This is a genomic window from Pseudomonas sp. GV047 (genome assembly GCF_003058245.1).
Classification (GTDB): domain Bacteria; phylum Pseudomonadota; class Gammaproteobacteria; order Pseudomonadales; family Pseudomonadaceae; genus Aquipseudomonas; species Aquipseudomonas marginalis.
The window spans coordinates 319235-337498 of record NZ_QCWA01000002.1 but is presented as its reverse complement, the minus strand read 5'-3'; the positions used below and the strand labels follow the sequence as shown (position 1 = coordinate 337498).

The 18264-nt window shown below is 61.9% G+C and carries 20 protein-coding genes and 1 pseudogene; 11 read left to right on the top strand and 10 right to left on the bottom strand.

The annotated features are described in order from the left end of the window. Positions 1–177 precede the first annotated feature (177 nt). From C8K58_RS06820 to C8K58_RS06795, 6 genes are read right to left on the bottom strand one after another with little or no spacing between them, the layout of a single operon-like run. Entirely contained in the window at positions 178–873 is a 696-nt protein-coding gene (locus tag C8K58_RS06820; RefSeq protein ID WP_027608316.1) for an HAD family hydrolase, read from the bottom strand. After that, positions 870–1769 (bottom strand): tyrosine recombinase XerC, encoded by a 900-nt coding sequence (xerC, locus tag C8K58_RS06815; protein WP_027608317.1) that lies wholly within the window; start codon positions 1767–1769, stop codon positions 870–872. The genes C8K58_RS06820 and xerC overlap by 4 nt, the downstream gene beginning before the upstream one ends. A gap of 2 nt (positions 1770–1771) precedes the next feature. Continuing rightward, entirely contained in the window at positions 1772–2491 is a 720-nt protein-coding gene (locus tag C8K58_RS06810; RefSeq protein ID WP_027608318.1) for a DUF484 family protein, read from the bottom strand. Positions 2492–2504: 13 nt separating this feature from the next. Continuing rightward, complete coding sequence (dapF, locus tag C8K58_RS06805; RefSeq protein ID WP_027608319.1) at positions 2505–3335, bottom strand: diaminopimelate epimerase; 831 nt, start codon at positions 3333–3335, stop codon at positions 2505–2507. A 3-nt stretch (positions 3336–3338) separates the two neighbouring features. Further along, complete coding sequence (gene lysA / locus C8K58_RS06800) at positions 3339–4586, bottom strand: diaminopimelate decarboxylase (RefSeq protein ID WP_092355839.1); 1248 nt, start codon at positions 4584–4586, stop codon at positions 3339–3341. A 9-nt stretch (positions 4587–4595) separates the two neighbouring features. Then, positions 4596–4766 carry a lipoprotein gene (locus tag C8K58_RS06795; protein WP_010207449.1) on the bottom strand — a complete coding sequence of 57 codons (171 nt, stop codon included), beginning with the start codon at positions 4764–4766 and terminating at the stop codon, positions 4596–4598. A gap of 238 nt (positions 4767–5004) precedes the next feature. Between C8K58_RS06795 and cyaY the strand changes: the two genes are divergently transcribed. The 3 genes from cyaY to rnk all read left to right on the top strand — a co-directional run bounded on the left by cyaY (position 5005) and on the right by rnk (position 6100). Next, positions 5005–5337 carry an iron donor protein CyaY gene (gene cyaY, locus C8K58_RS06790; protein WP_027608321.1) on the top strand — a complete coding sequence of 111 codons (333 nt, stop codon included), beginning with the start codon at positions 5005–5007 and terminating at the stop codon, positions 5335–5337. 2 nt (positions 5338–5339) lie between these two features. Then, complete coding sequence (locus tag C8K58_RS06785) at positions 5340–5558, top strand: DUF1289 domain-containing protein (RefSeq protein WP_090409849.1); 219 nt, start codon at positions 5340–5342, stop codon at positions 5556–5558. Between the two features lie 131 nt (positions 5559–5689). After that, positions 5690–6100 carry a nucleoside diphosphate kinase regulator gene (gene rnk / locus C8K58_RS06780; RefSeq protein WP_043293860.1) on the top strand — a complete coding sequence of 137 codons (411 nt, stop codon included), beginning with the start codon at positions 5690–5692 and terminating at the stop codon, positions 6098–6100. Here the strand turns inward: rnk and C8K58_RS06775 are convergent. The 3 genes from C8K58_RS06775 to C8K58_RS06765 all read right to left on the bottom strand — a co-directional run bounded on the left by C8K58_RS06775 (position 6097) and on the right by C8K58_RS06765 (position 9740). Continuing rightward, positions 6097–8937, bottom strand: coding sequence for a class I adenylate cyclase (locus C8K58_RS06775; RefSeq protein ID WP_108573445.1), 2841 nt, complete (start codon positions 8935–8937; stop codon positions 6097–6099). The genes rnk and C8K58_RS06775 overlap by 4 nt on opposite strands. 168 nt (positions 8938–9105) lie before the next feature. After that, on the bottom strand, positions 9106–9360 hold the full coding sequence (locus C8K58_RS06770) for a TIGR02647 family protein (protein ID WP_027608325.1): 255 nt from the start codon (positions 9358–9360) through the stop codon (positions 9106–9108). A gap of 95 nt (positions 9361–9455) precedes the next feature. Further along, on the bottom strand, positions 9456–9740 hold the full coding sequence (locus tag C8K58_RS06765) for a hypothetical protein (protein ID WP_027608326.1): 285 nt from the start codon (positions 9738–9740) through the stop codon (positions 9456–9458). A gap of 125 nt (positions 9741–9865) precedes the next feature. Between C8K58_RS06765 and C8K58_RS06760 the strand changes: the two genes are divergently transcribed. After that, complete coding sequence (locus C8K58_RS06760; protein WP_027608327.1) at positions 9866–10525, top strand: glutathione S-transferase family protein; 660 nt, start codon at positions 9866–9868, stop codon at positions 10523–10525. A gap of 36 nt (positions 10526–10561) precedes the next feature. Here C8K58_RS06760 and argH read toward each other — a convergent pair whose 3' ends face one another. Further along, a complete protein-coding gene (gene argH, locus C8K58_RS06755; protein WP_065926679.1) occupies positions 10562–11956 on the bottom strand; it encodes an argininosuccinate lyase in 1395 nt (464 codons plus the stop codon). 389 nt (positions 11957–12345) lie between these two features. Between argH and C8K58_RS33035 the strand changes: the two are divergent. The 7 genes and pseudogenes from C8K58_RS33035 to C8K58_RS06730 form a co-directional block, all read left to right on the top strand. Beyond that, positions 12346–12462: pseudogene (locus C8K58_RS33035) on the top strand (sensor histidine kinase); the annotation flags it as partial. Continuing rightward, the gene (locus C8K58_RS06750; RefSeq protein ID WP_108573443.1) at positions 12459–13205 is read left to right on the top strand and encodes a LytTR family DNA-binding domain-containing protein; all 747 of its coding nucleotides are present in this window, start codon (positions 12459–12461) and stop codon (positions 13203–13205) included. The pseudogene C8K58_RS33035 and the gene C8K58_RS06750, both read left to right, overlap by 4 nt. Before the next feature lie 137 nt (positions 13206–13342). After that, on the top strand, positions 13343–14284 hold the full coding sequence (gene hemC / locus C8K58_RS06745; protein WP_027608330.1) for a hydroxymethylbilane synthase: 942 nt from the start codon (positions 13343–13345) through the stop codon (positions 14282–14284). After that, positions 14281–15039, top strand: a complete 759-nt coding sequence (locus C8K58_RS32660) for a uroporphyrinogen-III synthase (protein ID WP_115485500.1) — start codon at positions 14281–14283, stop codon at positions 15037–15039. Before hemC ends, C8K58_RS32660 begins: the two co-directional genes overlap by 4 nt. Positions 15040–15057: 18 nt before the next feature. After that, entirely contained in the window at positions 15058–16182 is a 1125-nt protein-coding gene (locus tag C8K58_RS32655) for a uroporphyrinogen-III C-methyltransferase (protein ID WP_027608332.1), read from the top strand. Between the two features lie 5 nt (positions 16183–16187). Next, entirely contained in the window at positions 16188–17429 is a 1242-nt protein-coding gene (locus C8K58_RS06735) for a heme biosynthesis protein HemY (RefSeq protein WP_027608333.1), read from the top strand. A 236-nt stretch (positions 17430–17665) separates the two neighbouring features. Then, positions 17666–18187: a disulfide bond formation protein B gene (locus C8K58_RS06730; protein WP_027608334.1), complete on the top strand. Its 522-nt coding sequence runs from the start codon at positions 17666–17668 to the stop codon at positions 18185–18187. Positions 18188–18264 lie beyond the last annotated feature (77 nt).

Here is an 18264-nt window from a genome sequence, read left to right as displayed (position 1 = left end):
AAGAAAAAGCCCGCCGTCGCTGCGGGTTTTTTCATGCCTGTAATAACCGGCTACAAGTGACCCCCAATCAAGTGTGGGAGGGGGCTTGCTCCCGATTACAGTAGGTCAGTCAATATATCTGGAGACTGATACACCGCTATCGGGAGCAAGCCCCCTCCCACATTTTTCTCACCCGTGTTACTGCCAGCTGCGAAGTAACGCCGGCAACTCCGTCAGGCTGCGAATCTGTGCATCCGGGAGTTTATCCCCTTCCCACACCTTGCCCGACGGGTTGAACCACACCGCCCGCAGCCCCGCCTGCTGCGCCCCGGCAATGTCGTCCCCGGGGTGGTCGCCAACATGCACTGCCGCACTGGCATCTACTCCGCCGCGCTGCAGCGCTTCGTGGAACAGCCGGGCATCCGGCTTGGCGATGCCAATGTCTTCAGCGCGTAGCGCAAAGTGAAAGTAGTCCGCCAGGCCAACACGCTGCACATCGGCATTGCCATTGGTGATCACACCCAGCAGAAAGTGCTGGCGCAGCGCTTGCAGCATCGGCTCGGCCTCAGGGAAAGGCGTGAGCTGATGGCGGGCGTGAATGAACGCTTCGAAACACACATCGGCCATTTCCGTGGCCTCGGGCTGTGGATAACCGGCCTCTTCAAACGCATGTATCAACACCCGATGGCGCAGGATACTGATGCGGTGTTTTAGTTCGGGATGCCGTTGCAGCACTTGTTGGCGCAGGCTGGCGAAATGCTCCAGGGGCAGGTCGCCCACCTTGGCGGCATGGGTGGCCAGCCATTCGCGCATCGACGCTTCGGCGCTGATGATGACGGGTACGTTGTCCCAGAGCGTGTCGTCCAGGTCGAAGGTGATCAGCTTGATGTTCATGAGTCGCCGTCCTTGATGCGTTTGGCCCGTGGATGGGCGCTGTCGTAGACCGTTGCCAGGTGCTGGAAGTCCAGATGGGTATAGATCTGCGTGGTCTTGATGTCGGAATGGCCAAGCAGTTCCTGCACGGCGCGCAGGTCCTGGGACGATTCCAGCATATGGCTGGCAAATGAGTGCCGCAGCATATGTGGATGCAGGTTCTGCCCGAGCTCGCGCTCGCCGGCAGCCTTGACCCGTATCTGGATGGCGCGTGGCCCCAGGCGCCGCCCTTGCTGGCTGATAAACACTGCGTCGTCCACCGGGTTGGCCAGGGCGCGCAGCGGCAGCCAGAGTTGCAGGGCTTCGCGGGCTTTCCTGCCCACCGGCAGCACCCGAGTCTTGCTGCCTTTGCCGAGCACTTGCACCAGGCCGTCGGCCAGGTCCAGTTGATCGAGGTTCAGGCCTGTCAGCTCCGATAGGCGCAGGCCTGAAGAGTAGAACAGTTCGAGGATCGCCTGGTCGCGATGGGCGAGGAAATCGTCCTCCACGGCGCCATCGAGCAATTGCAGGGCACGGTCGGTGTCCAGGGTCTTGGGCAGGCGTCGCTCGCCTTTCGGCGGGGCCAGGCCGTTGGCCGGGTCGTGGTCGCAGAGGCCTTCGCGATTGAGGTAGTGATACAGGCCACGCACCGCCGACAGCAGTCGCGACAGGCTGCGCGAGGACTGGCCCGCCTGGTGCAGCCGTGCGATCAGGCTGCGCAGGCCCTGGATATCCAAGGCCTTCCAGCTGGTGACCTGCTGCTTTTCGCAATACGCCAGGACCTTGTTCAAGTCCCGTCGGTAAGCCTCCAGGGTATGGGGTGACACCTGGCGCTCGTTACGCAGGTGAGCGCAGTAAGCGTCCAGTTGCCGTTCCATGGCTAGCGCACCGCGCGCAGGGCGGTGGTGTGGCGCGGTAGGACGCGGCCCAGTACTTCGGCGATATAGGTGAGGAACAAAGTGCCCACCGAGCTCTTGTAGTGCGCGGGATCGCGGCTGGCGATGGCCAGTACGCCGTGCAGGCCTTGATGGCTGAGGGCGACGACGGCGGTAGAGCCGATCTGCTTGCGCTGTTCGGCGCCGAACAGGAAGTCCAGCTCGTGCTCGCGCAGGGTGCCGCTGATGGTCTTGCCTTCGGAAAGCAGGCCGCCGATCGCGGTTTGCGCGTCGCCGCCGCTGACCCAGCGACCCACCGGCATCGGGTTGTCGCTGAACAGGATCAGGCTGACAAACGGCACCTGGAAGTCCTGGCGCAGGCTGTCTTCCACGGCGATGACCGTTTCTTCCAGGCTGGTGGCGTCCATCAGGGTAAGAATCAGGCGGCGGGTTTTCTCGAACAGACGGTCGTTGTCGCGGGCGACGTCCATCAGGTGCGAGAGCTTGTGGCGCATTTCGATATTGCGCTCGCGCAGGATCTTCATCTGTCGCTCCACCAACGACACGGTGTCGCCGCGCTGGTGGGGGATGCGCAGGGCCGGGAGCAGTTCTTCGTGTTCGACGAAGAAGTCCGGATTAGCCTCAAGGTACGCCGCGACGGCAGCGGCCTCCAGACTTTCGCTCGGGGTTGTTGCTTGTGCGGGTACTTGAGGCTTATCGGTCATTGGCTTGGCTCACTCATAGACGGACCTGTCCTTCGTATACGCGCGAGGCCGGCCCGGTCATCATCACCGGGTGGCCAGGGCCTGCCCACTCGATGGACAGGCGTCCACCGGGCAGGTCGATCAACAGGGGCGAATCCATCCACCCCTGGCTGATCGCGGCCACGGCAGCGGCGCAAGCACCGGTACCGCAGGCCTGGGTTTCGCCGGCACCGCGCTCCCACACGCGCAATTGCGCACGGGAACGGTCGATCACCTGCAAAAAGCCCACATTGACCCGCGCCGGAAAACGCGGGTGGTGTTCGATCTTCGGCCCCAGTTCATGCACGGGGGCATTGTTGATGTCGTTGACCCGTAGCACCGCATGGGGGTTGCCCATGGACACGGCAGCGATGTCGACGGTCTGGCCGTCAACGTCCAGCGGGTAGCTGGCGGCCTGCTCGGTCGCCTGGAACGGGATATCCGCCGGCACCAGGCGTGGCGCGCCCATGTTGACGCTGATCTGGCCGTCGCTGCGGATATCCAGCTCGATCACGCCGCTCTTGGTCTCGACGCGAATCTGCCGCTTGGCGGTCAGGCGCTTGTCCAGCACAAAGCGTGCAAAGCAGCGCGCACCGTTGCCGCACTGTTCCACTTCGGAGCCGTCGGAGTTGAAGATCCGATAACGGAAATCCACCTCCGGGTTGCTTGGCGCCTCGACGATCAGCAATTGGTCGAAGCCGATCCCGGTATGCCGGTCGCCCCACTGTTTAGCGTGCTTGGGCAGGATGTGTGCGTGCTGGCTGACCAGGTCGAGGACCATGAAATCATTGCCCAGCCCGTGCATCTTGGTAAAACGCAGCAGCATGGCTTACTCCGGCAGCAGGCTTTCGCCAGCATACAACTCGGCTACCGTCTCGCGGCGACGCACTTCAAACGCTTGATCACCGTCCACCAGCACCTCGGCGGTACGTCCGCGGGTGTTGTAGTTGGAACTCATGACAAACCCGTAGGCACCGGCCGAATGCACGGCCAGCAGGTCGCCTTCTTCCAGGGCCAGTTGACGATCCTTGGCCAGGAAGTCGCCGGTCTCGCAGATCGGGCCGACGATGTCATAGGCGCGTGCTTCGCTGTTGCGAGGCGTCACGGCGGTGACATTCATCCAGGCCTGGTACAGCGCCGGGCGGATCAGGTCGTTCATCGCCGCGTCGACGATGGCGAAATCCTTGTGCTCGGTGTGCTTGAGGTACTCGACCTGGGTCAGCAGCACGCCGGCATTGGCGACGATATAACGGCCCGGCTCGAACATCAGCGTCAGGTCGCGGCCTTCGATGCGCTCGCGCACGGCCTGGATATAGTCGGCGATCGCCGGTGGCTCTTCATCGCGATAACGCACGCCCACGCCACCACCGAGGTCGATGTGGTGCAGGTAGATGCCGCATTCGCCCAGGCGGTCGATCAATGCCAGCAGGCGGTCGAGGGCATCCAGGAACGGCGGCAGTGTGGTCAGTTGCGAGCCGATATGGCAGTCGACACCCAGCACTTCCAGGTTCGGCAGCTGGGCGGCGCGGATGTACACGTCTTCGGCGTCGGCAATGGCGATGCCGAACTTGTTCTCTTTGAGACCGGTGGAAATGTATGGGTGGGTGCCGGCATCGACGTCCGGGTTGACGCGCAGTGAGATCGGCGCACGAACGCCCATCTCGGCCGCGACGACTTGCAGGCGTTCCAGCTCGTCGGTGGACTCTACGTTGAAGCAATGTACGCCGACTTCCAGGGCCCGGCGCATGTCCTCGCGGCTCTTGCCGACGCCGGAGAACACGATCTTGTCGGCCTGGCCGCCGGCGGCCAGGACCCGTTCCAGCTCGCCACGGGAGACGATGTCGAAACCGGCGCCCAGGCGCGCCAGGACATTCAGTACACCCAGGTTGGAGTTGGCCTTGACTGCGTAGCACACCAGGTGCGGTACGCCATCGAGAGGGTCGGTGAACGAGCGGTATTGGGCTTCGATATGCGCACGGGAGTACACGTAGGTCGGGGTCCCAAAGCGCTGGGCAATCGCGGACAACGCCACGCCTTCCGCGAACAGCTCGCCGTCCCGGTAGTTAAAAGCGTCCATGGAGCTCCCTTATTCGTAGGTGTCGTGCTTATGCGCTTTGGAGGGCTTTTGCGACGATTGCGCCTGTTCATTCGGGTCTTTGCTGTCATCGGGCAGGTACAGCGGGCCTTTTTGACCACAGGCACTAACGAGGCAAGCGACCGCGACGAGCGCAGCAAGGGAAGAGATCAGGCGCTTCATGGCGAAATCCTTGAATATGCATTAATTGCGCCCGAGTATACCGACCACCCGCCAGCTTGCCTATGCGCTGAAATACCCGTCCGGCGGGGGTTTGCCGAGATGGCAGGGAAGCGGACTACGCTGGTTGAGGATATTTCACGCCGTCAATCGCGTTGAAATCGGTATCCTTTGCAATCGGCGGGGCTCGCCCGTATCGTGCGGCGCTTGAGCAAAACCAGACACTTTTGAGGTTGCCACAATGAGTTTGACCGAAGCCCGTTTTCACGACCTGGTGGATGCGACCCAGCAGGCGCTGGAAGATATTTTCGACGACAGCGGCCTGGACGTGGATCTGGAAAACTCGGCCGGGGTGTTGACCGTCAAGTTCGAGAGCGGCCAGCAACTGATCTTCAGCCGTCAGGAACCGCTGCGTCAGCTGTGGCTGGCGGCGCGCTCCGGTGGCGTCCACTTCGACTACGACGAAGAAAGCGGCAAATGGCAGTGCGACAAGAGTGAAGAGTTGCTGGGCGAGATGCTCGCGCGCCTGGTCCACGAATATACCGGCGCCGAGCTGGATTTCGACGAGATCTGACCGTGACCCAGCCTGCACCCGCACGCCCACCCAAGCCGCTGTTCAGTAATGTCAGCCCGGCGGTGCCGTCACCTTGTATCAGTTTGTGTCGCCTGGACGAGCAAAAAGTCTGCCTCGGCTGCTTCCGCCATGTGGAAGACATCCGCGAATGGCGCTCCGCCGATGATCAGCGGCGCCGAGTGATCGTGGCCCAGGCCGAGCAACGCAAGGCCGCGCCTTGAGCCCGTCTTGTTTATTTACGGTGCTGTGGTAGTGTCCGGATACGCCTCAACTCATCGAGGCCCGTGAGAACCCCGCCTTTTCCTGGCGGGGTTTTGCTTTTTTGTGCAGAAAAAAGGAGTCTGCCTGAATCATGACCGCACCTTCCATCATCCTCACCCGTCTTGATGTGCAGCGTCTTGAGCAATTGATCGACCGTATGGACGAGACGCAGCCGGGCGTTATTGCACTGCAAGCCGAACTCGACCGCGCCGAAGAAGTGGTTGGCCACGATGAAGTGCCTGCAACGGTCGTGACCATGAACTCCAGCGTGCATTGCCGTGAGCAAGGCAGCGGCAAGGACTACCACCTGACCCTGGTCTACCCGAAAGATGCGAATGCCGATGAAGGCAAGATTTCGGTCCTGGCCCCGGTGGGCAGTGCCTTGCTTGGCCTGCAGGTAGGCCAGCACATCGATTGGCCGGCACCGGGCGGCAAGACCCTCAAGCTTGAGCTGCTCAGTGTTGATGGTCAGCCCGAGGATGGCGGCGCCTTCCCTCTCTAGACCTGGCTCAGCGCCTCATTCAGCGCGAGCTCCAGCTCGGCCTTGTAGCGCAGGTACAAATTGCTTGGGCTTTGCACATCACCGAGCAGCCCCGACAGGTCGAGGTCGGTGATGTAGCAGCGGTAGCGCTCGGTTTCCCGGCGTTGCCCGACGATTTCCTGGGCGACCACCGCAAACAGTTGGTCGCCAAACTCCAGCTCGGAAAACTCCCGCTGATTGCAATACAGGGTAATGCCCACCTTGCCCGGTGCCGCCTTGCCGATAATCGCCTGCACGTCATAAAACGGTTTGTTCGCGGGGTTCTGTGGGGCCGGCCGCGGCTCGACACTGCGCGCGCGCGTGGTGCCCGACGGCAGCAGTTGGTAGTACAAGATTTGCACCTCACCCAACGGTTGTTGCGTGTCCAGGGGCGATAGCGCTTCCCGGCGGTAGATGATCGACTGCAAAAAGCGCTGCAGCGGCGCCAATAGGCTCTGTTCATCATGAAACGGCAAGCGTTGCTGCCAGAGCGCGTTGAATTCATCCAGCACATACAGCTCGGCGAAGCCTTCGTTGACCCGGTAGAACACCTGCACGCAATCGGCCATGCCCATGGGCAGCAACAGCGCCAGGTCGTGGTCTTCCAGGGCCATGGCATCCAGGTGCAGCGGGCTGTAGCTGGCCAATTCTTCGCTGAGGTAGGCGACCAGCGCATCCTGGGTCGCCAGTGATACGTGGATGGCTTGGCCGGGCATCAACTCCATCACGTGATAGTGCTGCTGTACCTGGAGCAAGTAGCGGTGATTGCCCTGACCCAGCAGCAGGTTCTGTGCGGTGTCGAAGATTTCTTCCACTCGCTGGGCAATGAACTGCGCGCGGTTGTGACAGAAGCAGCGCACCCGCAGCCGAGGCAGATGATCCGACGGCAATTGGTTGAGGTAGTCGCGCAGGCAGTCGAGCAGCGCATGGGGGCCGTCGTAGCGGCTGACCATCACCTCGTTCCAGCTGTTGAGCGTGACCTGGTCCAGGGTCAGTACGAGGTTGTCGCGCACACCGGCATAGCTCAGGGAGTCGGTGCGCTCGGTGGTCATCAGGATATTCAGGTCGCGATGATGCTTGAGCGGGTCGACGCCGACGTTGATCAGCAGCAACACTTCCTCGGGTACCGCCGAGCGCAGCAGGCGCGCTTCATCAACGCTGGCCAGGGGCAGGGCGATAGCCTGCTGCAGGCTGCCCAGCAGGTTGAACAGCTCGAATTCGGTCATGTCGCTGGTGCCGGGGTGCAGCGCCAGGCGCGTGCTGCTGTCGATGACGCCGTTGCGGTGGCACCAGGTGAGCATCTCCAACAGGTCGCGACTGCGCTTGATCGGCGCGAAGTGCTCCCATTCCAGGGCCGTGAGGTTACCGTTGTACAGGCCCCAGTGGTGCTGGCCGGGCTCCTTGCGGTTGGGCGATTGCACCAGGGTCAGGGTGTCTTCGGCCAGGTCCGGGGCGATGCCGGGGTTGATGAATTCAACCTTGCCGGCCTTGCGTTCAAAGGCGGCATACAGGCGCCGTCCCAGCACATTGAGGTCGCGCTTGTTGATCAGGCTGACCGTCTGTTCGGTCCGGGCGAACTGGGTCAGGAAGCGATAGCTGTAGTTCAGCTCGCTGACCAGGGCACGGCGCTCGGAGGCCACCTGACGCACTTTCCACTGGCTGCGGCTGTCCAGCAGCGCCAGTTGGCGTTGGTCCCAGCCCCACTCGTGGGCCAGGCGCTCCAGCAACAGCCGCTGCCAACTGGTGCTGCGCTGACCGGCGCTGAGCTTGCGATTGACCTTCAGGTACAGGGCGCGACGCACCAGCTCCAGGCGCTCCGGTTCGTTGCGGGCCTTGAGGTATTCCTCGATACGGCGGTACACCACGATGTACGGATCCAGCTCATCCAGGTCCATCTGGTTGGCGAACACCGCGCGCTTGAAGCGCAGGCTCAGGCAGTGCACGTTCGGGTGCTCGCTGGCGTAGACCTCGGTCAATAGCAGCTTGAGCACCGACTTGTAGGGCGACTCGATGCCCTTGAACAGTTGCCACAGCCCGGCACCGATGAATTCACCGGGAGGGATGCGCGCCAGGTGGCCCAGGTCGAGGGTTTCATCGGCGCGGATAAAACGCTTGGAGATCAGCGTGTGGGTGAATTCCGCATAGCGGGCCTCTTCATACACCGGCACCAGCCACCAGATCGGCGTACGCCCGGCCAGCCAGATGGCTGTGCGGTAAAACTCGTCCAGCAACAGGTAATGCTGGGTCGTGCCGCAGTCGTCGGAGCTGAGTTGGGTGTCGCGCTCGCCGAGTACAAAGCGCGTCGGCTCAATCAGGAAGAAGTGCGCTTCTGCGCCCATGCCCAGGGCCCAGGCTTCCAGCAGTTGGCATTTTTTACGCAGCTCCGCGAGCTCGTTTTCGCCCAGGTCGGGTGCATGGCACACCCACACATCCATGTCACTCTGGTCGGCCTGGGCGAGGGTGCCGAGGCTGCCCATCAGGAACAGGCCGTGGATCGGTTTGGGTTGATTGACCGGACGCGGCTTGTAAGAGAACGAGCGGGTCAGACGCTGGGCTTCCGTGAGTGCCTGGGCGTCGGGCTCGAAATTCGACAGCCCGGCTGGCGTACTGCCCGATACATAACCCGGCAACAGCGGATGATTGACGTGAAAAAACAGCGGCAGCAGGGTCAGCACGCTTTGCTGGCGCGGCGTCAGCCCTTCGACGGCACGAGCCATGCGACCTTCATTCAGGGCCATGAAGCGCGCACGCAATTGGGCCAGCACCTTGCGGTCGATGCCTTCGTCCAGGTCAGGGCGGATTTCATGGGTGCGGGTCATGTCGAACTCGGTGGCTCGCAGGGCCCGACGCGGGCGGCCATGTAGGAGTTTACAGCCAGTCGCGTAGGAGGTTTAGAGGGAAATGGTTTTTGGCGTCAAAAATCGGGCCATTCCACAGCAGCGCCCTCGGAATCCGCGAGAGGCGGACTCCATGGGCGGGATACGGTATCAGGCAGCTTCTTTGGTGTTGGCGGTGCTCAGAATGGTCAGCAGGGTTTGGGCCTGCTCTGCGGCGTCCCGGCCAAGGCTGGTCAGGTAGCCTCCGTCCGGTTGGTCGATAAGCCCTTTCGCATGGAGACGCTTGGCAGCGGCGATGGCAGAGGGAGCGGCGGTCTGATGGACTTTCAGACCTTCCTTGGTGCTGTCCAAGGGGAAGAGTACAAGGATTTCCAGTTCGGCAACCAACTCAGGGGTATACGACATAAGGACTCCAGACTTTCTAAAATTTATTAGAGGCTAGCAGGCCATAAGGTGAACGCACTTTGCCGAACTGTCCAGCGTGTTGCGGTGTGCCGGGATTATTCCTTTTCGGGCGGCAGCTCAGGCAGTGCCCGCAGCGCTGTTTCATACCATTCGGTATTGAAGGCGCGGTCCTCATCCAGCATCGCGTCGATCTCGAAAGCCAACACGTGAGCCATGAGATTCAGGATCTCTTCACGTTCATAGCCCACCAGGGTCAGTTTATTGAACGTGGCCTTGGCGGCAGGCGGGTTGTCGCTTTCGATCTGGTTTTCGATCGCTTCGATCAAGGTGTTTTCGGTGAACGCTTCTTCGTCGCTGTCGATATCGGTCGGCTCGCTCATGGCAGGCTCCTCAAGGAAAGGGCGCCAGTCTACCCCCATTCAGGCAGGTGATGCTGCTGGTCAGGACCGGCCCTGGGATCTATAACTCCTGCAGCCAACCCCGCACACGGCCTGGAGGCTTTGCGATGCTCAAGCTTTACGGATTCTCGGTCAGCAACTACTACAACATGGTGAAACTGGCACTGCTGGAGAAAGGCCTGGCTTTTGAGGAGGTGCCCTTTTATGCCGGGCAAACCCCTGAGGCCCTGGCGGTCAGCCCGCGTGGCAAGGTGCCGGTGCTGGGCGTGAAGCAGGGGTTTATCAACGAAACCAGTGTGATCCTCGAATACATCGAGCACTCCCAGGAAGGCCCGTCGCTGTTGCCGGCCGACCCGTTCCAGCGTGCCCAGGTGCTGGCGTTGTGCAGGGAAATCGAGCTGTATATCGAATTACCCGCCCGTGCGTGTTTTGCCGAGGCGTTTTTCGGTATGCCGGTGCCGGAGGCGATCAAGGCGAAATCCAGGGCTGAGTTGCTGCTGGGGATCGGCTCTTTAGGCCGTCACGGCAGGTTCGCGCCTTATGTGGCGGGGGAGGGCTTTACGATTGCGGATCTGTATTTCATGTACAGCGTGAACCTCGCCTGTGCGGTGGGCGAGAAGCTGTTTGGCCTGGACCTGTTGGCTGAATTGCCGGCGGCCAGAGCGTTGCTGGAGCGACTGCATGCCATGCCTAATGCGCAGAAGGTGGCGGCGGACAGGGAGGCCGCGATGCCGGCGTTCATGGCGATGGTTGCGGCCAAAAAATGAACAAATGTGGGAGGGGGTTGCCCCCTCCCACCTTTTTCAGCGGCTGGCGAGCAGGGCCTGGCCGCGAGCGACCGCAGCCTTCACCTGCGCCGGCGCGGTACCGCCCACGTGGTTACGGGCATTCACCGAACCTTCCAGGGTCAGCACGGCAAACACGTCCTGTTCGATCTGGTCACTGAACTGGCGCAGCTCTTCCAGGCTCATTTCCGCCAGGTCCTTGCCGGTGTCGACGCCGTATTTCACCGCATGGCCAACGATCTCGTGACAGTCGCGGAACGGCAGGCCACGGCGCACCAGGTAGTCCGCCAGGTCAGTCGCCGTGGAGAAACCGCGCAGGGCCGCTTCACGCATGATCGCGTGCTTGGGCTTGATCGCCGGGATCATGTCGGCAAACGCGCGCAGCGAGTCACGCAGGGTGTCGGCGGCGTCGAACAACGGTTCCTTGTCTTCCTGGTTGTCCTTGTTGTAGGCCAAAGGCTGGCCTTTCATCAGGGTCAGCAGGCCCATCAGTGCGCCGAATACACGGCCGCTCTTGCCACGCACCAGTTCGGGCACGTCGGGGTTTTTCTTTTGCGGCATGATCGAGCTGCCGGTGCAGAAACGGTCCGGCAGGTCGATGAACTGGAATTGCGCACTGGTCCACAGCACCAGCTCTTCGGAGAAACGCGACAGGTGCATCATCGCGATGCTGGCGGCGGCGCAGAATTCGATGGCGAAGTCGCGGTCGGACACGCCGTCCAGGGAATTGCCGCCGACGGCGTCGAAACCCAGCAGTTGTGCGGTGTACTCGCGGTCGATCGGGTAGGTGGTGCCGGCCAGGGCTGCGCTGCCGAGCGGCATGCGGTTGGCGCGCTTGCGGCAATCCACCAGGCGCTCGTAGTCGCGGCTGAGCATCTCGAACCAGGCCAGCAGGTGGTGGCCGAAGGTGACGGGTTGTGCGGTTTGCAGGTGGGTGAAGCCGGGCATGATGGTGTCCGCCTCACGCTCGGCCTGCTCCAGCAAGCCTTTCTGCAAGCGGGTGATTTCGGCCAGGATCAGGTCGATTTCATCGCGCAGCCACAGGCGGATGTCGGTGGCCACCTGGTCGTTACGGCTACGACCGGTGTGCAGTTTCTTGCCGGTCACACCGATACGGTCGGTGAGACGGGCCTCGATGTTCATGTGCACGTCTTCCAGGTCGACACGCCAGTCGAACGTACCGGCTTCGATCTCACCGCGGATGGTGGTCAGGCCATCGATGATGCTGTCGCGCTCGGCGTCGGTCAGCACGCCGACCTTGGCCAGCATCGTCGCGTGGGCAATGGAGCCCATGATGTCGTGGCGGTACAGGCGCTGGTCAAAGGTGACGGAGGCGGTGAAACGGGCGACGAAGGCGTCGACGGGTTCACTGAAGCGGCCGCCCCAGGACTGGTTGGTCTTGTCGGTGCTCATGGGTTCGCTCGTGGTCTGCTTATTAAGAGGCATGAAAGTGTGGCGGCGATAATAACAGGGTTGCCCTTGGAGGCGGTGCTGCGGGTCGTCGGCATTTTTATTTGTGCAAAGGATGGCTAAGTGCCTTGCCGCCGACCGCGTCCGGGACGAGACTGGAGGCAGCTGCTTATTGATACGATATTTGACGATTGAGCAATATCGTCTCGGCGAGCGTCTACAGTTGGACTGATAGTGTGTGAATGCACCAAAGTCGGGTAATGCGGTCAGAGCCTGACTATCCATTTAAAAGGGGGGTATTCGGATTGTGTATCAGCAAACCCTACGACGATGCCCGAAGGCAGCAGGTCTTGGGCGCTATTGAACAGGTCCGGGTAAATATGGGTGCCGCTGTCAGGGCACTTTTTGCCGCTCGCGCTAGTCTTAGCGTGGATCGCTGTGACGCAAGTCACCGCACCTGTCTACGCTATCCTTGTGCGAGACTCACGCAGGAATCCAGCGCTATATGAATGTCCTGATCGTTGATGACGAACCCCAAGCCCGCGAGCGACTGAGCCGTTTGGTCAGTGAACTCGAGGGTTATACAGTCCTTGAGCCGAGTGCCACCAGCGGCGAGGAGGCGTTGACGTTGATCGACAGCCTCAAGCCGGACGTGGTGTTGCTCGATATCCGCATGCCGGGCCTCGATGGCCTGCAAGTTGCTGCTCGCCTGAGTGAGCGCGAATCGCCACCCGCCGTGGTGCTGTGCGCCGCTCAAGAAGAGTTTGCCGCGCAGGCACTGGAAGCCAGTGGTGTCAGCTTCGTAGTCAAGCCAGTGACTGCCGAGGCCTTGCTCAGGGCCTTGAAGAAAGCCGAACGTCCCAACCGCGCCCAACTCGCTGCCCTGACCCAGCCGGCCGCCCAGAGCGGCAACGGGCCGCGCAGCCATATCAGCGCCCGCACACGCAAAGGCATCGAGTTGATCCCCTTGGACAAGGTGGTCTACTTCATTGCCGATCACAAGTACGTGACCCTGCGGCATGAGGCTGGCGAAGTGTTGCTCGATGAGCCGCTCAAGGCCCTTGAGGATGAATTCGGTGACCGCTTCGTGCGAATCCACCGGAACGCGCTGGTGGCCCGTGAGCGAATCGAGCGCCTGCAGCGCACGCCCCTCGGGCACTTTCAGTTATTCCTCAAAGGGCTTAATGGGGATGCGTTGATCGTCAGCCGACGCCATGTCGCTGGCGTGCGCAAGATGATGCAGCAGCTTTAGCCCGAGGGTTTTGGCAAGCCTGCATTCATTATCCCGGTGCGACGTGGCCAGGGAGGCCCCGCACTTGCTGATTCAAATCAAAGCGTATTTGCCTGAGCTGTTATTATCTGCCGTATCTATTCAGTACGGATTGATCCATGTCCTCTCGCGAAATCCGCATCGCCACCCGTAAAAGCGCCCTGGCCTTGTGGCAGGCCGAATACGTCAAAGCACGCCTTGAGCAGGCCCATCCCGGCCTCAAGGTGACCCTGGTGCCCATGGTCAGTCGCGGCGACAAGCTGCTCGACTCGCCGCTGTCGAAGATCGGTGGCAAGGGCCTGTTCGTCAAGGAACTGGAAACCGCGCTGCTGGAAAACGAAGCCGACATCGCTGTGCACTCCATGAAAGACGTGCCCATGGATTTCCCCGAAGGCCTGGGCCTGTTTTGCATCTGTGAACGTGAAGACCCGCGTGACGCCTTCGTTTCCAATACCTTCGCGTCTTTGGATGACTTGCCTCTGGGCAGCATTGTCGGCACCTCCAGCCTGCGTCGCCAGGCACAGCTGTTGACCCGTCGTCCGGACCTGCAGATTCGTTTCCTGCGCGGCAACGTCAACACCCGCCTGGCCAAGCTGGATGCCGGTGAGTATGACGCGATCATCCTCGCCGCGGCCGGCCTGATCCGTTTGGGCTTCGAAAACCGCATCACCTCGGCCATCAGCGTCGAAGACAGCCTGCCTGCTGGCGGGCAAGGCGCCGTGGGCATTGAATGCCGTACCGCCGATAGTGAAATCCACGCGCTGCTCAAACCCCTGGATCACCATGAGACCGAAGTGCGTGTCACGGCCGAACGCGCCCTGAACAAGCACCTCAACGGTGGCTGCCAGGTGCCGATCGCCTGCTACGCCGTGCTCGAAGGTGAAAACCTGTGGCTGCGTGGCCTGGTTGGGGATCCGGATGGGGGCACTCTGCTGACTGCCGAAGTCCGTGGCCCGCAACGTGACGCCATCGCCCTGGGTGTCCAGGTGGCTGAAGAGCTGCTGGAAAAGGGCGCAGGCGCTATCCTGCAAAAGGTCTACGGCGAGGCCGGCCCGCAGTGACCGATTGGCGCGTGCTGCTGACACGGCCTGCCGAGGAGTCGGCGGCCCTGGCGGCGGCGTTGTCCGAAACCGGTATCTTCAGCAGCAGCTTGCCTTTGCTGGACATCGAGCCGTTACCCGTTACCCCCGAACAACAGGCCGTCTTCGATGATCTTGGCCGCTACTGTGCGGTGATCGTGGTGAGTAAACCGGCCGCGCGGCTTGCCGTGCAGCAGTTGGATCAAGCCTGGCCGCAACTGCCGTGGTTCAGCGTCGGTGCGGCCACCGCGCAGGTCCTGGCTGATCATGGCCTTCCCGTTCACTATCCCCAAACCGGCGACGACAGCGAGGCCTTGCTTCAATTGCCTGCGTTGCGCGAGGCTATCGCACGGCCCGGTGCGCGGGTGTTGATCCTGCGCGGCGAGGGGGGGCGGGAGCTGCTGGCTGAGCGTTTGCGCGAGCAAGGTGCTAGTGTCGACTACCTGGAGTTGTATCGTCGTTTCCTTCCGGCCTACGACACCGGTGTACTGACCCGGTGCATCCAGTTGGAACGCTTGAACGGCCTGGTGGTCAGCAGTGGGCAGGGTTTTTTGCACCTGCAGGCCCTGGCCGGATCCGATTGGCCACAGGTGGCGCAGCTGCCGTTGTTCGTGCCCAGCCCGCGAGTCGCCGAGATGGCGCGGGCCGCTGGCGCAGAAAAAGTTGTGGATTGTCGCGGCGCGAGTGCCGCGGCTTTGTTAGTGGCGTTACGGAGTCATGCCGTTCCCACTCTCTGATACGCAAAGGACGGATACGTGAGCGAAACAGCCTTGCCTAAAGATGAAACCCAACCCGCACTTGATGCGCCGGTTGAGTCACCGGTCACCGCGCCGCGCCGCGGCAATGGCCTGGCAGTTGTCGCCCTGCTGCTTGGCGCTGCGGGTGTTGCCGCCGGCGGTTGGGGTCTCTGGCAGGTTCGTGCCCTGCAAGCCAGCAGCCAGCACCAACTGGGTCAAGTGCAGACCCTGGATGACCAATCCCAGGCCCTCAAGCAAAGCCAGCAACAACTGGCTGCACGCCTGGCGCAACTGCCGGGTGCGGATGAGCTTGAGGAGCGCCGTCGGCTGGTGGCCCAGTTGCAGGGTGACCAGCAGCGCTTGAGCCAGCGCCTGGAAACCGTGCTGGGTGCCAGCCGCAAGGATTGGCGCCTGGCTGAGGCCGAGCACCTGATTCGCCTGGCGAGTTTGCGCTTGTCTGCCTTGCAGGACATCAACAGCGCCCAGGCCCTGGTCCAGGGCGCCGACGAGATTCTTCGCGAGCAAAGCGATCCAGGCTCCTACGCCGCACGCGAGCAGTTGGCCAAGAGCCTTGCCGCGTTGCGCAGTACTGAGCAGCCGGATCGCACCGGGCTGTATCTGCAATTGGCGGCCTTGCGTGATCAGGTCGTGCAACTGGCGGCCATCGCCCCTGAGTACCAACTGACCGAGCCCGCATCCCAGGGGCGTCCAAGCACCGATACGGACAGCCGCTGGAGCCAGTGGTGGGAGCAGATTTCCCGGTACTTTCGCATCGACTTCAACCCCGACGACAACATTCGTCCACTGCTCGCCGGTCAAGGCCTGAACCAGGTACGCCTGGCCCTCAGCCTGGCTCTGGAGCAAGCCCAATGGGCGGCGCTCAATGGTGAATCGGCGGTGTACAGCCGCTCCCTGGGTGAGGCACGCAGCGTGTTGCAGGACAACTTCAACCAGGACAACCCGCAGAGCAAGGCGATGCTGGCGCGTATCGCCGAGCTTGAGCCCAAGGCGGTCTCGGTGGTGACACCGGACCTGGCGGCGAGCCTGGCTGCGGTACAGGCGTACCTCGAGCGTCGTCATCTGTCTGCCGACGAAGCCAAGGCGGCTGCCACGCCGGCGGCCACGTCGGCGAAGCAGGAGTAGAGCCGATGAAGCGTTTCTATGTGATCCTAGTGCTGGCGATTGCAATCGCCCTGGCACTGGCCGTGGGCATTTCGAAACACACCGGCTATGTGTTGATTACCTATCCTCATGTGCTGCACTACGAGTCGAGCCTATGGGCTACCGTGGTGGCGGTGTTTGTCTTCGGCCTGGCCATCTACTTGATCCGCGTATTGCTGAGCCTGGTCACCACCTCGGGTGGCGTGGTCAACCCGTGGTCGCGACGTAACCGCAGCCGCCGCGTGCAGATCGCCATCGAACAGGGCCAGATGGACCTCGCCGAAGGCCGTTGGGCCAGTGCCGAACGTCACCTGCACCGTGCCGCCGAAGCCGAGCGCCAGCCATTGCTGTACTACCTGGGCGCGGCCCGGGCGGCGAATGAGCAGGGCCGTTATGAAGAGTCGGACGGTTTGCTCGAGCGCGCCCTGGAGCGTCAGCCCCAGGCCGAGCTGGCGGTTGCCTTGAGCCATGCGCAGTTGCAATTGGACCGTGGCGACACTGATGGCGCCCTTACCACCTTGCAGGCCATGCACGAGCGTCATCCCCACAACGGGCAGGTGCTGCGCCAATTACAGCGTCTGCACCAGCAGCGTGGCGACTGGTCGGCGGTGATCCGCCTGTTGCCGGAGCTGCGCAAGGACAAGGTGCTGCCCGCCGGCGAATTGGCAGAATTGGAACGGCGTGCCTGGGGCGAGAACCTGAGCCTGGCGGCCCAGCGCGAAGAGCAGGGCGAAGCCGGCCTGCAGTCTCTTGAGCGGGCCTGGCAACAGCTCACTTCCGCCCAGCGCCAGGAGCCGCAACTGGTCCTGGCCTATGCCGAGCAACTGCGTCAATTGGGCGCCGATGCCAAGGCGGAGGAGGCGTTGCGCGGTGCCATCAAGCGCGGCTACGACAGCCACCTGATTCGTCTCTACGGCCTGCTGCGCGGCAGTGACCCTGCCCGGCAATTGAAGTTTGCCGAAGGCTGGCTAAAGGACCACCCGGGCGATGCCAGCCTGTTGTTGACATTGGGTCGTCTGTGCCTGCAAAACAGCCTGTGGGGCAAGGCGCGTGATTACCTGGAAAGCAGCCTGCAGGTGCAACGTAATCCCGAGGCCTGTGCCGAACTGGCGCGGCTGTTGGCGCAGTTGGGCGACACCGAGCGCAGCAACCAGCTGTTCCAGGAAGGCCTGGGCTTATTGGATAACCGCTTGCTGGCGTCTCCGCTGCCAGTTTCTGCCCGAGTTTGATGCAGGAAGAAGTCTAGGGTTGGCTCAGATATTTCTGATAACCAGCCCTTCAATGCTGCGCATATGCCGGCCCTGAGGGGCTTTGAAGCAAACTCCTACGTTCATGCGTTTCAAGTCTTCCATTCTCTGACGGGATGTCCCTACGTTCTCACGGAATCGTCTGCTCTGGCGCGTATTGAAAGGGGTCAGGCCTTTCCTCTAACGTAACGACCTATCTCTCGCGATGCGGATAAAGCATGTCTTTGGCCCCTTCACGCTCCTTGTTTTTCCTTGCGTTCATGGCGGGTGCGCTGACGTTGGGTGCGTCCTTCTATCTTGAGTTCGGTGCCTCGTTACGTCCTTGTTTCCTGTGCCAGATGCAACGGGCCTTTCTGGCTGCCTTCACGCTGATCAATCTGGTCGCCGCCATCCACAACCCCAGGCGTTCCACTTTTTACTTGTACGGGTTTACGAGCATGGTCTGTTCGTTGCTGGGTGCCATCACCGCCGTACGCCAGGTGCTGCTGCAAAATGCCGCAGCGGATCAGGCCGCCGATTGCTGGCCCAGTCTCAGTCACATGCTCGAGAACCTGTCGCTGTGGCAGGCGTTGCAATTGACGGTCGAAGGCACGGTCGACTGTATGGAAATAAGCTGGACGCTATTTGACCTGAGCCTTCCCGAGTGGAGCCTGTTGTTCTTCCTGGGCATGTTGATCCTCGGTGTCATGCAATTTTCCCGACTGTTCTTGAGCCGTCCGTTGCGCTCAGCGAGGCGCTGATCGGAGGCCGCAGTTTGTAGGACGTGATTAAACACTTGTATGAACTTTCTCTCCTGCGTACCTTGAAGCCATAGTCA

Coding starts and splice junctions, on each gene's coding strand:
- C8K58_RS06820 (WP_027608316.1), bottom strand. CDS start 873: ATGAACATCAAGCTGATCACCTTCGACCTGGACGACACGCTCTGGGAC.
- xerC (WP_027608317.1), bottom strand. CDS start 1,769: ATGGAACGGCAACTGGACGCTTACTGCGCTCACCTGCGTAACGAGCGC.
- C8K58_RS06810 (WP_027608318.1), bottom strand. CDS start 2,491: ATGACCGATAAGCCTCAAGTACCCGCACAAGCAACAACCCCGAGCGAA.
- dapF (WP_027608319.1), bottom strand. CDS start 3,335: ATGCTGCTGCGTTTTACCAAGATGCACGGGCTGGGCAATGATTTCATG.
- lysA (WP_092355839.1), bottom strand. CDS start 4,586: ATGGACGCTTTTAACTACCGGGACGGCGAGCTGTTCGCGGAAGGCGTG.
- C8K58_RS06795 (WP_010207449.1), bottom strand. CDS start 4,766: ATGAAGCGCCTGATCTCTTCCCTTGCTGCGCTCGTCGCGGTCGCTTGC.
- cyaY (WP_027608321.1), top strand. CDS start 5,005: ATGAGTTTGACCGAAGCCCGTTTTCACGACCTGGTGGATGCGACCCAG.
- rnk (WP_043293860.1), top strand. CDS start 5,690: ATGACCGCACCTTCCATCATCCTCACCCGTCTTGATGTGCAGCGTCTT.
- C8K58_RS06775 (WP_108573445.1), bottom strand. CDS start 8,937: ATGACCCGCACCCATGAAATCCGCCCTGACCTGGACGAAGGCATCGAC.
- C8K58_RS06770 (WP_027608325.1), bottom strand. CDS start 9,360: ATGTCGTATACCCCTGAGTTGGTTGCCGAACTGGAAATCCTTGTACTC.
- C8K58_RS06765 (WP_027608326.1), bottom strand. CDS start 9,740: ATGAGCGAGCCGACCGATATCGACAGCGACGAAGAAGCGTTCACCGAA.
- C8K58_RS06760 (WP_027608327.1), top strand. CDS start 9,866: ATGCTCAAGCTTTACGGATTCTCGGTCAGCAACTACTACAACATGGTG.
- argH (WP_065926679.1), bottom strand. CDS start 11,956: ATGAGCACCGACAAGACCAACCAGTCCTGGGGCGGCCGCTTCAGTGAA.
- C8K58_RS06750 (WP_108573443.1), top strand. CDS start 12,459: ATGAATGTCCTGATCGTTGATGACGAACCCCAAGCCCGCGAGCGACTG.
- hemC (WP_027608330.1), top strand. CDS start 13,343: ATGTCCTCTCGCGAAATCCGCATCGCCACCCGTAAAAGCGCCCTGGCC.
- C8K58_RS06735 (WP_027608333.1), top strand. CDS start 16,188: ATGAAGCGTTTCTATGTGATCCTAGTGCTGGCGATTGCAATCGCCCTG.
- C8K58_RS06730 (WP_027608334.1), top strand. CDS start 17,666: ATGTCTTTGGCCCCTTCACGCTCCTTGTTTTTCCTTGCGTTCATGGCG.